The sequence below is a fragment of the Thalassospira profundimaris genome (assembly GCF_003326795.1).
GTDB classification, from domain to species: Bacteria; Pseudomonadota; Alphaproteobacteria; order Rhodospirillales; family Thalassospiraceae; genus Thalassospira; species Thalassospira profundimaris_C.
Map to the genome: position 1 here is coordinate 23,573 of NZ_JPWI01000010.1, position 16,542 is coordinate 40,114.

At 56.1% G+C, this 16,542-nt stretch carries 16 protein-coding genes and 1 riboswitch; of the genes, 8 read left to right on the top strand and 8 right to left on the bottom strand.

Features of this window, described 5'->3' with window-relative positions; genetic code table 11:
- Window positions 1-116 precede the first annotated feature (116 nt).
- The 4 genes from TH30_RS14990 to TH30_RS15005 all read right to left on the bottom strand — a co-directional run bounded on the left by TH30_RS14990 (window position 117) and on the right by TH30_RS15005 (window position 3,436).
- Entirely contained in the window at window positions 117-698 is a 582-nt protein-coding gene (locus tag TH30_RS14990) for a helix-turn-helix domain-containing protein (RefSeq protein ID WP_114098908.1), read from the bottom strand.
- A gap of 117 nt (window positions 699-815) precedes the next feature.
- Window positions 816-1,385 carry a 16S rRNA (guanine(966)-N(2))-methyltransferase RsmD gene (gene rsmD / locus TH30_RS14995; protein ID WP_114098909.1) on the bottom strand — a complete coding sequence of 190 codons (570 nt, stop codon included), beginning with the start codon at window positions 1,383-1,385 and terminating at the stop codon, window positions 816-818.
- 6 nt (window positions 1,386-1,391) lie between these two features.
- Window positions 1,392-2,717: a pseudouridine synthase gene (locus tag TH30_RS22470; RefSeq protein WP_220150329.1), complete on the bottom strand. Its 1,326-nt coding sequence runs from the start codon at window positions 2,715-2,717 to the stop codon at window positions 1,392-1,394.
- Window positions 2,714-3,436, bottom strand: a complete 723-nt coding sequence (locus TH30_RS15005) for a gamma-glutamyl-gamma-aminobutyrate hydrolase family protein (RefSeq protein ID WP_114098910.1) — start codon at window positions 3,434-3,436, stop codon at window positions 2,714-2,716. Before TH30_RS15005 ends, TH30_RS22470 begins: the two co-directional genes overlap by 4 nt.
- A 309-nt stretch (window positions 3,437-3,745) precedes the next feature.
- On the opposite strand from TH30_RS15005, the gene TH30_RS15010 reads away from it, so the two are divergent.
- The gene (locus TH30_RS15010) at window positions 3,746-4,198 is read left to right on the top strand and encodes a nucleoside deaminase (RefSeq protein ID WP_114098911.1); all 453 of its coding nucleotides are present in this window, start codon (window positions 3,746-3,748) and stop codon (window positions 4,196-4,198) included.
- Between the two features lies 1 nt (window position 4,199).
- Here TH30_RS15010 and TH30_RS15015 read toward each other — a convergent pair whose 3' ends face one another.
- Entirely contained in the window at window positions 4,200-4,673 is a 474-nt protein-coding gene (locus TH30_RS15015; protein WP_114098912.1) for an RrF2 family transcriptional regulator, read from the bottom strand.
- Window positions 4,674-4,829: 156 nt separating this feature from the next.
- Between TH30_RS15015 and TH30_RS15020 the strand changes: the two genes are divergently transcribed.
- Window positions 4,830-5,474, top strand: a complete 645-nt coding sequence (locus tag TH30_RS15020) for a class I SAM-dependent methyltransferase (RefSeq protein WP_114098913.1) — start codon at window positions 4,830-4,832, stop codon at window positions 5,472-5,474.
- Between the two features lie 79 nt (window positions 5,475-5,553).
- On the opposite strand, the gene TH30_RS15025 is transcribed toward TH30_RS15020, so the two are convergent.
- Window positions 5,554-6,300, bottom strand: coding sequence for an SDR family oxidoreductase (locus tag TH30_RS15025; RefSeq protein WP_220150330.1), 747 nt, complete (start codon window positions 6,298-6,300; stop codon window positions 5,554-5,556).
- Between the two features lie 170 nt (window positions 6,301-6,470).
- Between TH30_RS15025 and TH30_RS15030 the strand changes: the two genes are divergently transcribed.
- Complete coding sequence (locus tag TH30_RS15030; protein WP_114098914.1) at window positions 6,471-7,388, top strand: AraC family transcriptional regulator; 918 nt, start codon at window positions 6,471-6,473, stop codon at window positions 7,386-7,388.
- Between the two features lie 45 nt (window positions 7,389-7,433).
- Here the strand turns inward: TH30_RS15030 and TH30_RS15035 are convergent, their stop codons facing one another.
- The gene (locus TH30_RS15035) at window positions 7,434-9,035 is read right to left on the bottom strand and encodes an OpgD/OpgG family glucan biosynthesis protein (RefSeq protein WP_258548741.1); all 1,602 of its coding nucleotides are present in this window, start codon (window positions 9,033-9,035) and stop codon (window positions 7,434-7,436) included.
- A gap of 171 nt (window positions 9,036-9,206) precedes the next feature.
- Window positions 9,207-9,410, top strand: a riboswitch (cobalamin riboswitch).
- 227 nt (window positions 9,411-9,637) lie between these two features.
- Between TH30_RS15035 and TH30_RS15040 the strand changes: the two genes are divergently transcribed.
- The 3 genes from TH30_RS15040 to TH30_RS15050 are packed head-to-tail and all read left to right on the top strand — an operon-like array spanning window position 9,638 to window position 12,565.
- A complete protein-coding gene (locus TH30_RS15040; RefSeq protein ID WP_258548742.1) occupies window positions 9,638-10,663 on the top strand; it encodes an ABC transporter substrate-binding protein in 1,026 nt (341 codons plus the stop codon).
- 40 nt (window positions 10,664-10,703) lie between these two features.
- Window positions 10,704-11,768, top strand: a complete 1,065-nt coding sequence (locus TH30_RS15045) for a FecCD family ABC transporter permease (RefSeq protein ID WP_114098916.1) — start codon at window positions 10,704-10,706, stop codon at window positions 11,766-11,768.
- Window positions 11,765-12,565, top strand: coding sequence for an ABC transporter ATP-binding protein (locus tag TH30_RS15050; RefSeq protein ID WP_114098917.1), 801 nt, complete (start codon window positions 11,765-11,767; stop codon window positions 12,563-12,565). The genes TH30_RS15045 and TH30_RS15050 overlap by 4 nt, the downstream gene beginning before the upstream one ends.
- Before the next feature lie 32 nt (window positions 12,566-12,597).
- Here TH30_RS15050 and purD read toward each other — a convergent pair whose 3' ends face one another.
- Window positions 12,598-13,881 carry a phosphoribosylamine--glycine ligase gene (purD, locus tag TH30_RS15055; RefSeq protein WP_114098918.1) on the bottom strand — a complete coding sequence of 428 codons (1,284 nt, stop codon included), beginning with the start codon at window positions 13,879-13,881 and terminating at the stop codon, window positions 12,598-12,600.
- A 119-nt stretch (window positions 13,882-14,000) separates the two neighbouring features.
- Here purD and xseA point away from each other — a divergent pair, with 119 nt between their 5' ends.
- The gene (xseA, locus tag TH30_RS15060; RefSeq protein ID WP_114098919.1) at window positions 14,001-15,683 is read left to right on the top strand and encodes an exodeoxyribonuclease VII large subunit; all 1,683 of its coding nucleotides are present in this window, start codon (window positions 14,001-14,003) and stop codon (window positions 15,681-15,683) included.
- Window positions 15,683-16,537 (top strand): M23 family metallopeptidase, encoded by an 855-nt coding sequence (locus TH30_RS15065; protein ID WP_114098920.1) that lies wholly within the window; start codon window positions 15,683-15,685, stop codon window positions 16,535-16,537. Before xseA ends, TH30_RS15065 begins: the two co-directional genes overlap by 1 nt.
- Window positions 16,538-16,542: the final 5 nt, after the last annotated feature.

Below are 16,542 nucleotides of genomic sequence, written 5' to 3' on the forward strand. Positions count from 1 at the left end.
GCGTTTCCGTCGGATATTGTTCTGGTGGCACAGGGGCGATGAAGAATGCTGCTATCACTACCCGATATCGGTGTAACTTTGCCACGTATGAAATATGCGCGGGGACTGAATAGTGCCTAGATATGGGTGGGCGCGTTATCATATCCGGTGGTTAGGCGCACAGCCGTTCCGTCAGACAAAAAGAACCGTTCCCACAGAATAAAGCTGTCAACAATGCGCATCGGTGCGCCGTCACGGCGGGATGTTTCAAAGGTCAGATGGTCGGTCTGGTCTTCGTGCCAGCCAAGATCATGCAGGCTTTTTTCAGCCGTCGCGATTTCCGGGGTGGCAAACCGCCAAAGCGACATGCCCAGAAGTTCGGAGCAATCGCGTTGCCATTCATTGGCGCGCGCACCGGATGCGCACAGCAAACGATGCGATCTGTCTTCGATCAGATGAACGCGCTGACTGGAATGGGTCACCAGCCGCTTGATCGCGTGATCAAGCCGGAAGTTGCGTTTGCGCGTCATCATTTGGCGGATCAGCTCATGCTGCAACGGGGCAGGTCGCTGGGTGCCATTTTCCCAACGTGAAACGGTGGCCTGCGTTACACCAAGAATATCTGCAAGACGCGCTTGCTTGATGTCGCTCGTGCGGCGCCATTGGCGCAGCAGGCGTCCGAATTCCTTGTCTGGTGCAATCGGGGACAGGGCTTGCATCACAATCTACCGTTTCAAAACTGGCGAAAAGGTATCACAGATTGTTTTTGTTGGCAGCAGGTTGGTGCGAATGGCTGGTCTGCAACACTGACCCAAAAAGGTGAGTGGCCATCGAATTCAGCCGATCAGACGACCGATATCAATCTGGCAGCGGCCATATTTGCGCGAATCACAAATCTCGAACCCGGCAAGGCCGATTTCGGGATCACGGGGATCACGTTCGGCAATGATCAGGGTATTGGCATCAATCCATCCGGCACTTGCAAGGGCGGTGATGCTGGGTTCCAGCAACTCCTTGCCATAGGGCGGATCAAGAAAGATCATGCTTGCCGGTTCAATGGCGCGCGGCGGCTTGGTCGCATCGGCGCGCTGTACCTTGGCCTTGTCATTGACCTTAAGTGTGTCGATGTTTTGTTCGACAATGGCGATTGCCTTGCGGTCGGTGTCAAAGAACACCGCTTTGGATGCACCGCGCGAAAGGGCTTCAAGTCCCAGTGCGCCGGACCCGGCATAGGCATCAAGCACCACACCGTCATAAAGCGGGTGGAAATCATCGTCATACCAGCGCGATGCATGCGAAAGGATGTTAAAAAGCGCCTCACGCACACGATCAAGGGTCGGGCGGGTGTCGCGCCCTTCAGGCGCGCTCAAGACCCGACCACGATGACTTCCGCCGACAATCCGCATCTATGCTCAGTCCTTCTTGCCGCGCGGGCGATTGCCTGCGGGCTTGCGGCCCGGGGCGCTGGTGCCTGCATTGCCGCCTCTGCCCGACGGGCGACCACCGGATTTGCCAACCGGCTTGTTGCTGACATCGTTGAAGTTGCCTCCGGAACGACCAGCACTGCCGCTGCGGCCACGACCGCCTGCATTGCCGCCAGCCTTGCGATCATCAGATGCGCTTGCCTTGCCGCCCGGCGTGTAACGGCCGCGACCCTTGTTGGTCGGGCGGCCCGAATTGCGATCACCCTGTTCGTTGCGGTCATCGCGTTCGGGACGTGCATTCTGGGCGGCCGGTTTGCCACGTCCAAGCGGACGCGGAGCCGCACCGATGCGCGGGCCCTTGCGTGCCGCACCTGAGCCCGGACGCGAACCGGTACGGGTGTCGCGCTGTTCTTCGGTCTCTGCGGTGTTCTGGGCATTACCAGCCGGGCCACCCTGCGGGCGTTTGCGTTGTGCGGGCTGGCCAAATACCGTGCGCGGTGCCTTGGGGCGACCGGTACCACCACGGGCAACAGATTTCTTTTCGGAAACCTTGCTGTAATCACCGCGGAAGAACGCAGCGAGCTGTTCTTTCATTACCTTGCCGGTGATTTCCTCGCACTCGCCCGGTGCCAGACTGCCAAGCTGGAACGGGCCATAGGAAACACGCATCAGGCGCGTTACCGGCCAGCCCAGATGTTCCATCACGCGGCGGATTTCGCGGTTCTTGCCTTCACGAAGGGTCACGGTCATCCAGGCATTGGTGCCTTTCTGAACGTCGACTTCGGCCTGAATGGAACCATAGTTCACACCGTCAACCGTGATGCCTTCTTCAAGCTGTTTCAGCTTTTCTTCCTCGATCCGGCCATGAACACGCACGCGATAACGGCGCGCCCAGCCGGTTGCCGGCAGTTCAAGATAACGCGCAAGCTCGCCATCATTGGTCAGCAACAGCAAACCTTCGGAGTTAAGGTCAAGACGGCCGACCGAAATCACACGCGGGACATAGCTTGGCAGATGTTCAAAGACCGTATCGCGGCCCTGTTCATCGCGGTGGCTGGTGACCAGTCCACGCTTCTTAAACAGACGCCAAAGACGCGGTTTTTCCTTTTCCGGAAGCGGTTTGCCATCGACAATGATTTCGTCCTCGTCGGTGACGGTCACGGCCGGGCTGTCAAGCTTCTTGCCGTTCAGTCGCACCAGACCCTCGGCGATCATGCGTTCTGCATCGCGCCGGGAACAGACACCGGAACGGGCAATGCGTTTGGCAATGCGCTCGGGCTTGTTGTCGTTCTGGTTGTCGTCTTTTTCGCTCATTTGCGGGCCTCGGAAATCAGGGCGTCGAAAATCTTCGCATCGCCCGAACTGATATGAAATTCGGGATGCCACTGGACCCCGAGACAATAACGGTATTTCGGATGCTCAATCCCCTCGATGACCCCGTCGGGGGCATAGGAATTGATGATCACATCCGGGCCAACCCCATCAACCGCCTGATGGTGGGCGGAATTGACCGACAGTGTTTTTACATCGCCAACGATCCTGGCCAGCAGCGTATCGGCTTCGACTGTGACGTCGTGACCGGGCTCGTTGCGCGGGTTCGGCTGTTCGTGGGGCAGACAGTTTTCAACACTGTCAGGAATATGCTGGATCAGGGATCCGCCCAGAATAACGTTCAGCAATTGCTGTCCGCCACAAATGCCCAGAACCGGCATGTCACGTTTCAGCGCACCTTCGGCCATCGCCCATTCAAATTTGGTGCGCCGATCCTTGGTGACAACCGTGTCATGTTTTTCGGTCGCGCCAAAAAGGCCGGGATCAACGTCAAACGCGCCACCGGTGACGACCAGCCCGTCGATCAGATCAAGAAGATCCGGCACCAGATCAATTTCATGGGGCAGGGGCATCGGGATGCCACCTGCGGCGGTCACGGCACCGGCATAGTTTTCACGCAGCGCATACCACGGGAATTTCGAATAACCGCCCGGTTCTTCGGAATCGAGTGTGATGCCAATGATCGGCTTGCGCTTGGTCATGACGAACGGAACCTTGATGCTGGTAACGGGATGGCGAATTAAGTTTGGCGGAAACTACCTGTGTAAGTCGCTTTGGGCAACGGCAATTCACGCCGATAGTCTATGCGTTCTGCGCAGGCAGGCAAGGATTGTTCCCGGTGATGTGTTCCAGTGATCATGGCTTGACCGATCCGGTGCTCTGAGAGGACAATGATCTTTGCCGACTTACGGGCCAAGATATGAGCCAAGGGTCCTAAAATGAAGTAAAAGTACGGATTAGGCCACGACAGATCATACCATTTGTCGAAACAATAAGCGGGATGGAAAAGCATGAGTGCAGACAGCTATATGGACATGGCCCTTGAAGAAGCACGTGCAGCTGCGCGTCGCGGCGAAGTGCCCGTAGGTGCCGTTCTGGTCGATGCTGATAGCGGCGAGGTACTTGCACGCGCCGGGAACCTGACCGAAGAGCTCAATGATCCGACGGCCCATGCCGAAATTCTGGTGATCCGTGCTGCGGCCGGGGCCAAGGGCGAACCGCGTCTGCCCAACTGTGATCTCTATGTCACGCTGGAACCCTGCCCGATGTGTGCAACCGCAATTTCCTTTGCCCGTCTGCGCCGGGTGTATTTCGGTGCCTATGACCCCAAAGGCGGCGGTGTCGATCACGGCCCGCGTGTGTTCGAAAGCACAAGCTGTCATCACCGGCCCGAAGTCTATGGCGGCATCGGCGAGGTCGAAGCCGCCAAGCTTTTGAAGGATTTCTTTGGCAGTCTGCGTTAAATCAGCTGTCCTGTGGGCCGGTATGATGCAGATCGTCCTGGGTTAGGCCCAATTCAGCCAGCCGTTTCTCAAAATCATCTGCCAGATCGGCCATGGTTACCGATGACAGGATGCCGATGAAGGTTTCCGATGCCTTTTGAAGGGCACGGGCTGTTGCCGCATTGGCGGCCTTCTCCATCAGGCACGGACTGCTTTCATTGCTGTATCCCAATGCAAACAGGGTTGGCGCACCCAGCGCCTCATAGATTTCTGCCAGTGTGATCTGATCCAGTGTCTTTGCCAGTTGCCAGCCGCCGCCATGCCCCTTGATGGATGTCAGGATTCCCTGTTCACGCAGGCCAGCCATTGTACGTCTCACGACGGCGGCATTGGTGTTGAGCATCCCGGCGAGTTGTTCGGATGTGGCCGGGTCTTTCATGTCGCTCAGATGCAAAAGCGCATGCAAAACACGGGGAAGACGGTTGTCCTGACGCATGAAATCGGTCCTGTATAGCGGTCAGTTTTCCAGTTGTTTCTATCACACGTAACAATCAAAGATACATGAAATTGACAGATGTCACGAATCATGTAACTTTTAATGTTACGTGATTCGTGATCACGGTTATCCCCCGATCTGATCAAGAGGCCTCCGATGAAATTTAATCCGAACATTGATACCAGTATGGATCCGAGAACCTTCTGGGAAGAAACCTATGAAAAGGCGTCACCTGTAACCAGTGGCAAACCATCAGCCGTCCTGGAACGGTTCGTCAAAGACAGGCCGGTTGGCCGTGCGCTTGAACTTGGCTGCGGCAAGGGTGATGATGCTGTCTGGCTGGCAAAAAACGGCTGGGAAGTCACCGCCGTTGATATCTCCGAGACCGCACTGGGATATGCTCGATCAAATGCCAGTCGAAATGGGGTAAAGGACCGGATTGCGTTTGAAGCCCACGATCTGAACAACAGTTTGCCTGACGGCATGTTCGATCTTGTGACCGCGCAATTCCTGCAATCGCCTGTCAAATTCGCCCGCGAGAAGATTTTGAACCGTGCTTCACAACAACTATCCCTTGGTGGATTGTTGCTGATCACATCCCACGGATCACGACCATCCTGGTCGTGGGTGGCCGAAGGCACAGTATTTCCCACACCGCAGCAGGCACTTGATGCGCTGTTGCTCGATATGCGTGAATGGGATCTTGTGACGGTTGATAATTTTGAACGGATGGCAACCGGGCCCAAGGGTGAAAAGGGTAAGGTGACTGATACAGTCATAGCGCTTGAACGTCGCGCCTGACGGCATATTAAATACAACCGGCACCGCAAGACGGTGCCGGTTGGTGGTGTCGGTTGGCGGGGTGGGCAGTTTTGCGGGATCAAAAGGCCGAAGCCGTCGGGCGCACAATGACTTCGTTGACGTCAACATCTGCGGGTTGATCCAGCGCATAAAGAACCGCGCGGGCAATGGCGTCAGGTGTCAGCGCGATCTGGCGGAACTGGGTCAGCAATTCCTTGCTGGTCGGGTCGCTGATATCGTGGCCAAGTTCGGTTTCAACCACGCCGGGCGAAATGGTGGTGACGCGGACATTGTCACTTTCCTGGCGCAGGCCTTCGGATATCGCCCAGACGGCATATTTGGTCGCGCAATAGACGACGCCGCTTGGCACAACAACATGGGCGCCGATTGAGGCGGTATTGATGACATGGCCGCTGCCTTGCGTCTTGAAAATCGGAAGGACGGCGGCAATGCCGTTCAGAACGCCCCGGATATTGACGTTAATCATGTTGTCCCATTCGTCGGTTTTAAGTTCCGACATCGGGGCAAGCGGCATGACACCGGCATTGTTAAAGATCGCATCCACACGACCAAACAGGTTATGCGCATTATACACCAGTGCTTCGACGCTATCGACACTGGTGACATCAACGGATCTGGCCATCGCGGTTCCGCCAGCAGCTTCGATTTCCGTGACAATCTGATCAAGGCGTTCGGTGCGACGTGCACCAAGAACAACTTTGGCCCCGCGTGATGCCAGAAGTCGGGCGGTGGCTTCCCCGATGCCGCTGCTGGCACCCGTGATGATAACGGTTTTGTTTTCTAGATAATTGATCGGGTTCGTCATGACATGCTCCTTGTGTTTGTGTCATGGCGCTTACTGTGTCGATCAATGGCCGATTGATGAATACACAGAACTCGAATTGGATTGCCTAATCCTCCAAATGCAGAAAAGTGAGCTTTGTTCGGGTTATCCGACGTGTATATTACATCCTTGGAAATTGAAGGAACCTGGTCATGGATAGCTATCAACGGCTTTGTAATCTGATTGACAAATACTGCGAGTCAGATGGTTCTGTGCGAACCGCGATCGAGCCGGTCTGGATGTTTCGATCCACGGGGCCGACCCTTAAGGTGCCGACCATCTACAGGCCGTGTTTATGTCTGATTGCCTCGGGGGCCAAGGAAGTCACGTTGGGGCAGGAAGTCTATCGCTATGAACCCGGACAACTTCTGGCAGCATCGGTGGATTTGCCGCTTGTCGGGCATGTCACGCTGGCCAGTGACCATCAACCCTATCGCAGTCTTTCGCTTGATCTTGATGCCCAGATACTCAGCGAACTTGTCACCAACATGGATCTTAAAATCGGGACAGAGGGTGAAAGTGCGCGTGGACTGTTTGTGGAACAAACGACCGAAAGTCTGATTGATGCCGTGCTTCGGGTGGTCGAGTTGCTCGAACGTCCTGATGATGTTGCGGTGATGTTGCCGCTTCTGATGCGCGAGGTGCATTACCGCCTGTTGCGCACCGGAAAGGGGGCCCTGATCGCGGGGCTTGCGATTGGTGGCAGCAATATGCAGCGGATATCTGCCGTCCTTCGACGGATGAAGGATAATTTCGACAAGCCGCTCAGGATCGAGGAACTGGCCGATTTCGCCAATATGAGCCCGTCATCCTTCCATCATCATTTCAAGCAGGTCACCGCGATGAGCCCGCTGCAATATCAAAAGCGGCTACGCCTGACGACAGCACGTCAGATCATGCTGGCAGAAATGAAGGATGCGGCAAGTGCTGCCTATGAGGTCGGCTATGAAAGCGCATCACAATTCAGTCGCGAATATGCCCGGATGTTCGGGGCGCCTCCGATGCGTGATGTCATGGCGATCCTTGGTCAAAACGGGGATGCCCGAACCGGTGAAACTGTCACCTATTGATCGGACATCCATCCGGGTTGCTAAAACGCGGGATGATTGACCTCATCAGCCCTGATGCTGGTTACCGACGGCGGGCAGGTGCTGATACATCCAGGTTTCACTGAGCGGAGCATCACCGCGTTTGAGATACATGCGCAGATCAACCGGATCGGTGCCAGCGGCCTTAAGGTCAAAGGCTGCGCGCCAGATGCGGGTATCCATGATCGGTTCGATCTTGGTGCGGGTGATTTCACCGCGTGATGTCGACACCACGATTTCGGGGAACTCGCCATAGGCAAGGGTTCCAAGAATATCGCCCTCGAACTCGACGGAAAACTTGATTTCGTCTCTTGGGCGATTGGTGCCCGGTTCACCGCCACGACCCATGCGGGTTGCCGTTGCACGCGCCAGTTCCGCAACCGGGAACGGGTTATGCGCCTGCCAGTGAAGGCGGTATTTGAACGCATAGGAATTACCCGCCCTGGCCGGGCCATTGGGCACCCAGAACGCCGCGATGTTGTCGTGAATCTCGTCATCGGTCGGGATTTCGATCAGCTGCACGGCACCATCATTCCAGTCACCTTTGGGTTCGACCCACAGGCTGGGGCGACGGTGATAGCGCACGCCATCGAGATAGTTCTTCACATCGCGGTCACGCTGCATCAGGCCAAAGCCGCGCGGATTATGATCGGCAAAGGCCGATGCGCGGATCGTTTCGGGATTGTTGAGCTGTCGCCAGATACGTTCACCGCTTCCTGTCCAAAGTTCAAGACCATCGCTGTCATGGACTTCCGGGCGCCAGTCAAAGCGGAATGATTTGTTCTGTTCGGAATACCAGAACATGCTGGTCAGCGGTGCGATGCCAAGGCGTTCGATATCGCGGCGAACAAACAGATGCTTTTCCACATCCATGGTCACGCCCTGACCGCGATAGAGCAGGAATTTATACGCACCCGTGATGCTTGGCCCATCCAGAAGGGCATAGATCGTCACCGGGTCTTCGGCATTTTTTGCAGGTTCGATAAAGAACTGCCGGAAGTCCGGAAACTCTTCGGGCACCGAAGTTGCCGTATTCACGGCAATCCCGCGCGCAGACAGGCCATATTGCCCTTCATCACCGATTGCCCGGAAATAGGATGCGCCAAGGAATGCTGCCCAGTCCTGGGTTTTCCAGTCATCACGCGACTGGTTTTCATGCAGGCGGAAACCGGCAAAGCCGCTGTTTGGCGGTAACTGGCGGGCAATGCTGTCTTCGGGCATGTCAAAGTAATCGGGCTTATAGATAACTTCGCGTGCCGCACCGTTTTCCAAAAGATACATATGGACCGGTTTGGCGAAATACATGCCCAGATGGAAAAAGGTCACCGGATAGGTGCCCGACCCGTCGGAAAACGGCGAATGATCGCGTTTGTAGTGAAGCTTGCCATGGGTGTCATAGTCAATCCGCCCGACAATTTCCGGGTTTGGTGCCACGGGGGGCTCATATGCGGCCTGCGCCATGGATTTGGCGCGCGCAATCAGATCGGCAAACTCGAACGGTTGGGCATTGCCAAGATCAAGCCCCGGAACTTCTGCCAATGCCGTTTGATAGATCGACAGCCCCGGCAGGATCAGCCCGGCTGCCGCGATGGATTTCAAAAAGCGTCTGCGTTCCACAGAAGTCGTCATTTGCATCATGTTCCAATGGTTTCACGTGTCGGGCAAGGATACCGGACAGTGTGGAGGTAATCGGGATGAAACATGGCAAATTCAAGGTCGTGTCGACTGCTTTTTATGCATGGACCCTTGCATAAATGCCACTGGTGATTGGCCAATTTCCTTGACCGGCATTTTGGTTTAATCTAACCGTCAGATGTCGGTATCCGGATATCGGATAAAGGGAATTCGACGTGGCCTGTCAAACAGGTCATTAACCGAAGCTGCCCCCGCAACTGTAGGCGGTGAGTGTTTTTCTGACCAATGCCACTGGGAACCAACCCGGGAAGGCCAGGAAAAGCATGATGACCCGCGAGCCAGGAGACCTGCCGACATGAATGCGACGGACCGGGCGGGGTGCCCCGGAGAATGTCGGCTTATGTCCCGGTCTTCGGGAGCTCGCCAAGGTTTGACCTGAGCTCTGACCCCGACATCTTCCGCCATTTCCCGACACTTTTGCCAGTCCCTTGACAGTAGAAATGTGATCGTTATGTTATAACATAACATTTGTGGTGTGCTGTGTTTGGAGCAGGGAAACCTGGTCCTGGCCAGTGCATCGTTGAAAGGAAGTCGAAGTGATCAATCACTATAAACGTGTACTGGCGGTCGGGGTGTTTGCCGCTGGTTCTATGGCATCTGCCGCAAGTGTATCTGCAACCGAATATCCGCTTCAGATCCGCAATTGCGGGACCGTACTTCAGTTTGATTCTGCGCCGGACCGCGTCGTGTCCCTTGGGCAAAGCACAACAGAAATCCTTTATTCACTGGGACTTGCCGACAAGGTCAAAGGGACCAGTGTCTGGTTTGGCCCGGTTATGGATGAATTCAAGGATGTCAACGCAACCGTTCCGCGTCTGGCCGATAATGATCCGGGATTTGAAACCGTGGTTGCGCAAAAGCCGCAACTGGTTGCCACCCAGTATCAATGGCATGTCGGTCCCAAGGGGATTGTCGGAACCACCGAGCAGTTCAGCGAACTTTCCATCCCGGTTTATACCGCACCGGCCGATTGCGTCGGCAAGGACAATACGGGTGGCGGCGACGGTGTCCGCCATGACGATTTCACCATGAACCTGATTTATCAGGAGATCACCGATCTTGCGCAGATCTTTAATGTCGAGGATCGCGGCGAAGCCCTGATAGCCAAACTGCATGCCCGCGAAGCCCGGTCGCTGGAACAGGTGAAGGCAAGCGGACATGATAATGTATCTGCCGTTTTCTGGTTTTCGAGTGCCGAGATCAAAAGCGATCCCTATGTGGCCGGTAAAAATGGTGCAGCGGGTTATATCGCAGGCAAACTTGGTGTGACCAACATCATCGATAGTCCGGAAGAATGGCCGACCGTTGGATGGGAAACCATTGCACGTGCCAATCCCGATATCATCGTGATCGGCAAGATGGGGCGTCGCCGTTTCCCGGCAGATGACTGGCAGGTCAAAATGGACTTCCTGAAAACCGACCCTGTCACAAGCCAGATGAAGGCGGTGAAAAACGGCAATATCGTTGTGATGGATGCCCAGTCGATGGATCCGACAATCCGCCTGATCGAGGGGATTGAAACACTGGCCGAGGCCGTCGAACGACTAAGTGCTTCGAACTGATCGCATAAGGCAAAGGCGTTCGATATGCCCGGAGAATTCAATGTTTGAAAAAACGCCAGTTCATCCGCCTGCACAAAGACGGGCGGGACGGGCATATCTTGTGCGAACCGGTGCAGTTTTTTTCGCACTGGTCTTGCTGATCGGTGTGATTGCGATTGCCGCAGCCAAGGGGGAAACGGAAATCCCCCTTGGCACGGTTCTTCACACCATTGCCAATCACATCTGGAATGCCGGTTTCGACGTTGATCCGATTGATGGGGGGATCATCTGGAATTACCGCATATCAAGGGCGCTTGTGGCCGCCGCTTGCGGTGCATCGCTGGCGTTGTCAGGTGCGGTTTTGCAGGCGTTGTTGCGCAACAGTCTGGCCGATCCCTATTTGCTGGGTATTTCGGCAGGTGCATCGACCGGTGCGGTCAGTGTTGCGATCCTTGGTTTTGGTGCGGGGATGGTATCCCTGTCCCTTGGGGCCTTCGCCGGTGCACTGGTGGCATTCGGATTTGTTGCGCTTTTGGCTATTCCGGCGGGACGGAGTGCCGGGGCAATTATTCTGGCCGGTGTTGCCGGATCCCAACTTTTTAACGCGCTGACATCATTCATCGTGACCAAGGCCGCGACCGCAGACGAGGCACGCGGCATCATGTTCTGGTTGCTCGGGAATCTAAGCGGGGTGCGCTGGCCCGATGTTTATCTTGCGCTTCCTGTCGCGGTGATCGGGTTGCTGGTGTGTCTTTGGTATGCGCGTGCGCTTGATGCTTTTACCTTTGGTGTCGAGTCAGCCGCATCGCTTGGTGTGCCGGTTCGCCGGGTTTACGTGGTCCTGATTGCCGTTGCGGCATCCATGACCGCCGTGATGGTCAGTATCGTCGGTTCCATCGGGTTTGTTGGCTTGGTAATCCCGCATGCTGCGCGCTTTTTTGTCGGAACGCGCCACGGGCTGTTGTTGCCGGTATCCGCCCTGATCGGGGCAATGTTCCTGGTGGCGGCTGATATCGTGTCGCGCATCATTCTTGATGGCCAGGTATTGCCAATCGGGGTGATAACAGCCCTGATCGGGGCACCGGCCTTTGCGCTTATCCTTTGTCATGGAAGGGTTCTGCGATGACCCTTGAATTGCGCAATGTCGGCTGGAATGCCGGGTTCAAGAAAATCATCAGTGATGTGTCACTCAGCGTGGAGCGGGGTGAGTTTCTGGGGCTGATCGGGCCGAACGGGTCGGGCAAAACCAGCCTGATGACGGTTCTTGCCGGTATTCGTGCGCCGTCAACAGGGCAGGCGTTGCTTGTTGGTCAGGCCATGAAAAAGATCGGGCGTCGCAATCTGGCGCAACAGATCGGTTTTGTTGAACAGCAGGCCGATACGATTGACCGCATCACGGTACGCGAGGCGGTTTCACTTGGCAGAACGCCATATCTGAGTTTGCTTTCACCATGGTCTGAACGTGATGATGAAATCGTTGCGGATGCGCTTGGCAGTGTCGAAATGTCCCAGATGGCAGATCGTATGTGGCAGACCCTGTCGGGCGGGGAAAAGCAGCGTGTGCATATCGCGCGTACCCTGGCCCAGCAGCCTGACTTTTTGTTGCTTGATGAACCAACCAACCATCTCGACATCCATCATCAGTTGGGATTGCTTGAACTGGTGCGCGCGCTTCCGGTGACGGTGGTGGCCGCCCTGCATGATCTGAACCATGCCGCGATGTTCTGTGACCGCATTGCAATGATGGATCGTGGTAAACTGATTGCGGTCGGAACACCGGAACAGATTTTAACGGCGCAAAATCTGCGCGATGTTTTCGGGGTTGCCGCCGATATCGAAATTGATGATCAGGGCCGCTGTCATATCCGCTATCACGTCGGAACATCGGGCCATGCGGGCATAAAAAAAGACCGGGTTGCGTAACCCGGTCTTTTGGAAATCCGATCTGGAACGGCTTATGCCTGTTCGCGGGCAACTGCGCGCCAGCCGATATCACGGCGGCAGAAACCACCGTCCCAGTCAATTGCATCAACGGCCTCATAGGCGCGTTGCTGGGTTTCGGTAACGGTCGTGCCGCGTGCGGTTACGCCAAGAACGCGGCCACCGGTCGCAACCAGCTTGTCGCCATCCATTTTGGTGCCAGCGTGCAGAACCTTGACCTTGTCCATGGCATCCGCGGCCGCGACATTTTTGATCTCGGTGCCTTTTTCATAAGATCCCGGATAGCCCTTTGCTGCCATGACAACCACCATCGCGGTTTCGTCATGCCATTCCGGTTTGACTTTATCGAGGGTGCCGGTCGCCGCACCATCAAGGATATCAAGAACGTCTGATTTCAGACGGGTCATCAGGACCTGACATTCCGGATCACCGAAACGAATGTTGTATTCGATCAGCTTCGGGTTGCCTTCATCGTCAATCATCAGACCGGCAAACAGCACACCCTTGAACGGATGGCCTTCATTGGCCATGCCCTTGACGGTCGGGACGATGATCTGTTCCATGACCTTGGCTTCGACCGCATCGGTGAAAACCGGGGCCGGGGAATAGGCCCCCATGCCACCTGTATTCGGACCCGTATCGCCTTCGCCAACGGCCTTGTGGTCCTGGGCTGCGACCAGCGGAATAACGTTTTCGCCGTCACAAACCGCAAAAAATGAGGCTTCCTCACCTTTGAGGAATTCCTCAATCACGATTTCCGCGCCAGCATCGCCAAACTTGCCGCCAATCATGCATTCATCAATCGCGGCAAAGGCTTCGTCATTTGTCATACAAATGGTGACACCCTTGCCCGCTGCCAGACCGTCGGTTTTTACCACGATCGGCGCGCCATGCTTTTCTACAAATGCCTTGGCATCTGCCGGATTGGTGAAACGGCCATAGGCCGCGGTCGGGACACCGAATTTTGCGACCATGTCCTTCATGAAGCCCTTGGAGCCTTCAAGCTGTGCCGCCGCCCTGGAGCACCCAAACGACTTGATGCCTTCTGCGTCGAGCGCATCAACAAGGCCAGCCACCAGCGGGGCCTCGGGGCCGACAACCACCAGATCAACTGCATTGTCCTTGGCGAAGGTTACCAGACCGTCGATATCGCCATCGGAAATCGCGACACATTCGGCGGAATCCGCGATCCCGGCATTGCCCGGTGCACACCACAGTTTGGAAATGCGCGGGCTGCGCGCAATGGCCCAGCACAATGCGTGTTCACGTCCGCCGCCGCCAACGACCAGAACCTTCATGACTTTATCCTTCGACTTGTCCGATTGCTTGATGGTCCATGCGCGATGAACTAGGCTAGACCCAAACGCCATCCCGCAAAATGATTCAATGTGCGGGCTTTTAGCATAAAGTACCCTTGATGACGCAAGATTTGTTCGACCCCTATGCCCCGGTACCGGAAACCCCTGTGAAATCGGGAAATACGCCCGAATTTTCGGTTTCGGATTTGTCCAATGCACTCAAACGCACGGTCGAGGATGCCTTTTCCTTTGTCCGGGTGCGCGGGGAAATTTCCGGCTTTAAACAGGCCAGTAGTGGCCATATGTATCTGGCGCTTAAGGACGACAAGGCGGTTCTTGATGGCGTGTGCTGGCGCGGGCAGGCGACCAAACTTGGTCTGGTGCCCGAAGACGGCATGGAAGTCATTGTTACCGGACGCCTGACGACATTCCCGGGCCGTTCGAAATATCAGATCGTCATTGAAAGCATGGAAGTGGCGGGCGAAGGCGCGCTGCTTAAATTGCTTGAAGAACGCAAAAAGAAACTTGCCGCCGAAGGTCTGTTTGACCCGGATCGTAAAAAGCCGATCCCGTTTCTACCCAATGTCATTGGTATTGTGACCTCTCCCACCGGGGCGGTGATCCGCGATATCATGCATCGTCTGCGCGAACGTTTTCCGCGCCGGGTTCTTTTGTGGCCGGTGCTGGTTCAGGGGCAGGGCGCTGCCGAACAGGTGGCCGAGGCCGTGCGGGGCTTTAATGATCTTTTACCCTATGGGCAAATCCCCCGTCCGGACGTCTTGATCGTCGCGCGTGGCGGCGGATCGCTTGAAGATTTGTGGTGCTTTAACGAGGAAGTCGTTGCCCGTGCCGTGGCGGACTCCGATATCCCGGTGATTTCGGCGGTCGGGCACGAAACTGATACGACGTTGATTGACTTCGTATCAGACCTGCGCGCACCAACGCCGACCGGGGCGGCCGAAAAGGCCGTGCCGGTCCGTATGGACCTGATCGGTCAGGTCGAGGAAGATGGTCTGCGACTGGCACAGGCGGTCCGTCGTTTGGGTCTTGAAAAGAAAACTGCACTTGAAAGTCTGGCGCGTGGTTTGGGTGATCCCAAAAGGATGCTCGAAGAACGCGCGCAGATACTCGATAACTGGGCGGATCGTTTGCCACGCGCAGCCGTAAACCTGACAGCGCAGGCACGTGCGCGTCTGAACGAGGCCAGTGCGCGTCTTGTCAGTCCGCGAGAACAGCTTTCTGAAAAACGCGGGCGTCTTGAAAATGCGGCATTGCGTCTGGATGGTGCAATGAAATCCGCCCTTCAGATGCAGCAATCGCGCCTTGATCGGGCATCTGCCGGGTTGCGTCCGACCGATGCCAAACGCGATATCCTGCGCGCAGACAAACAAATTGCTGATCTTGCTGGCCGAATGCAGGCGGCAGTGCGCAACACGCTTACGCGTGAGGCCGAAGGACTGGCGCGTTACGACCGGCTTCTGGAAAGCTATTCCTATCGCAATGTTCTTAAACGCGGCTTTGCGGTCGTGCGGGATGGTGCGGGCAACCTTGTTGGCAAGTCGGGCGATCTGGTGACCGGCCAGCCCTATGATCTTGAGATGGGCGACGGCATCACCCGTGTTACGGCGGGCGAGGGCGTTGCAACCCCGGATCCCGCGCCAGTGCAGCGCCAGGATGATAGTGCTAATATCGCTGATCCGAACCTTGCCACATCGGCGCCCGAAACATCCGCCAAACCGAAACCGTCAAAGAAGAAAAATCCGCGACCACAGGAAGATGACAGACAGGGGAGCCTTTTGTAATGCGCTTGGCATTTAAAACCATTATCGCAGCCGCCAGTCTGTTGGGCGCCAGCATCACGGCACAGGCGGCCGAGCCGACCTATAAAGGCCAGTTTGTTCAGGGCGGGATTGTCTTTGGCCAGACAGCGGCGGGCGATGCCATTTTTCTGGATGATGAAGCGATTGATACCATTGCACCCGATGGTCGTTTCATCATCGGCTTCCCGCGCGACTATGAAGGCCCGGCCAAGCTGACAATCCGGCATTCGGACGGCAGCACCGAAGAATTCGCCTATGACATTGGTGATCGCGCGTTTGACATTCAGCGGATTGATGGCCTGCCCAAAAAGATGGTCACCCCCGATCCCGAGGTCATGAACCGGATCAAGGATGATAACCGTCAGGCGCGCGAAGCACGTGTCGAACGCTTTACCGAGAACTTCCTTGAAAACGGGTTCATCTGGCCAGCGATTGGTCCGATCAGCGGTGTCTATGGATCGCAACGCATTTTAAATGGCGAACCGCGATCCCCACATTGGGGAGTAGATATTGCCGTTCCGACCGGAACGCCGGTTGTGGCACCGGCTGACGGGATCGTGACGCTGGCCCATCCCGATATGTATTTTTCCGGGGCGACGCTGTTTCTTGATCACGGACTGGGTATGGTGTCGGCCTTTTTGCATCTGGCTGAAATCGATGTCAAAGTTGGCGATGTGGTCAGGCAGGGGGATGTGATTGCCAAGGTGGGGGCATCGGGCCGGGCGACCGGGCCGCATCTGGATTGGCGGATCAATGTCGGGGCCGCACGGGTCGATGCCCAATTGCTGGTCCCGCCGATGGAAGAAGCGCAAAAGGCGGCAAACGCCAACAACTGACGGGA

Coding starts and splice junctions, on each gene's coding strand:
- TH30_RS14990 (WP_114098908.1), bottom strand. CDS start 698: ATGCAAGCCCTGTCCCCGATTGCACCAGACAAGGAATTCGGACGCCTG.
- rsmD (WP_114098909.1), bottom strand. CDS start 1,385: ATGCGGATTGTCGGCGGAAGTCATCGTGGTCGGGTCTTGAGCGCGCCT.
- TH30_RS22470 (WP_220150329.1), bottom strand. CDS start 2,717: ATGAGCGAAAAAGACGACAACCAGAACGACAACAAGCCCGAGCGCATT.
- TH30_RS15005 (WP_114098910.1), bottom strand. CDS start 3,436: ATGACCAAGCGCAAGCCGATCATTGGCATCACACTCGATTCCGAAGAA.
- TH30_RS15010 (WP_114098911.1), top strand. CDS start 3,746: ATGAGTGCAGACAGCTATATGGACATGGCCCTTGAAGAAGCACGTGCA.
- TH30_RS15015 (WP_114098912.1), bottom strand. CDS start 4,673: ATGCGTCAGGACAACCGTCTTCCCCGTGTTTTGCATGCGCTTTTGCAT.
- TH30_RS15020 (WP_114098913.1), top strand. CDS start 4,830: ATGAAATTTAATCCGAACATTGATACCAGTATGGATCCGAGAACCTTC.
- TH30_RS15025 (WP_220150330.1), bottom strand. CDS start 6,300: ATGACGAACCCGATCAATTATCTAGAAAACAAAACCGTTATCATCACG.
- TH30_RS15030 (WP_114098914.1), top strand. CDS start 6,471: ATGGATAGCTATCAACGGCTTTGTAATCTGATTGACAAATACTGCGAG.
- TH30_RS15035 (WP_258548741.1), bottom strand. CDS start 9,035: ATGACGACTTCTGTGGAACGCAGACGCTTTTTGAAATCCATCGCGGCA.
- TH30_RS15045 (WP_114098916.1), top strand. CDS start 10,704: ATGTTTGAAAAAACGCCAGTTCATCCGCCTGCACAAAGACGGGCGGGA.
- TH30_RS15050 (WP_114098917.1), top strand. CDS start 11,765: ATGACCCTTGAATTGCGCAATGTCGGCTGGAATGCCGGGTTCAAGAAA.
- purD (WP_114098918.1), bottom strand. CDS start 13,881: ATGAAGGTTCTGGTCGTTGGCGGCGGCGGACGTGAACACGCATTGTGC.
- xseA (WP_114098919.1), top strand. CDS start 14,001: ATGACGCAAGATTTGTTCGACCCCTATGCCCCGGTACCGGAAACCCCT.
- TH30_RS15065 (WP_114098920.1), top strand. CDS start 15,683: ATGCGCTTGGCATTTAAAACCATTATCGCAGCCGCCAGTCTGTTGGGC.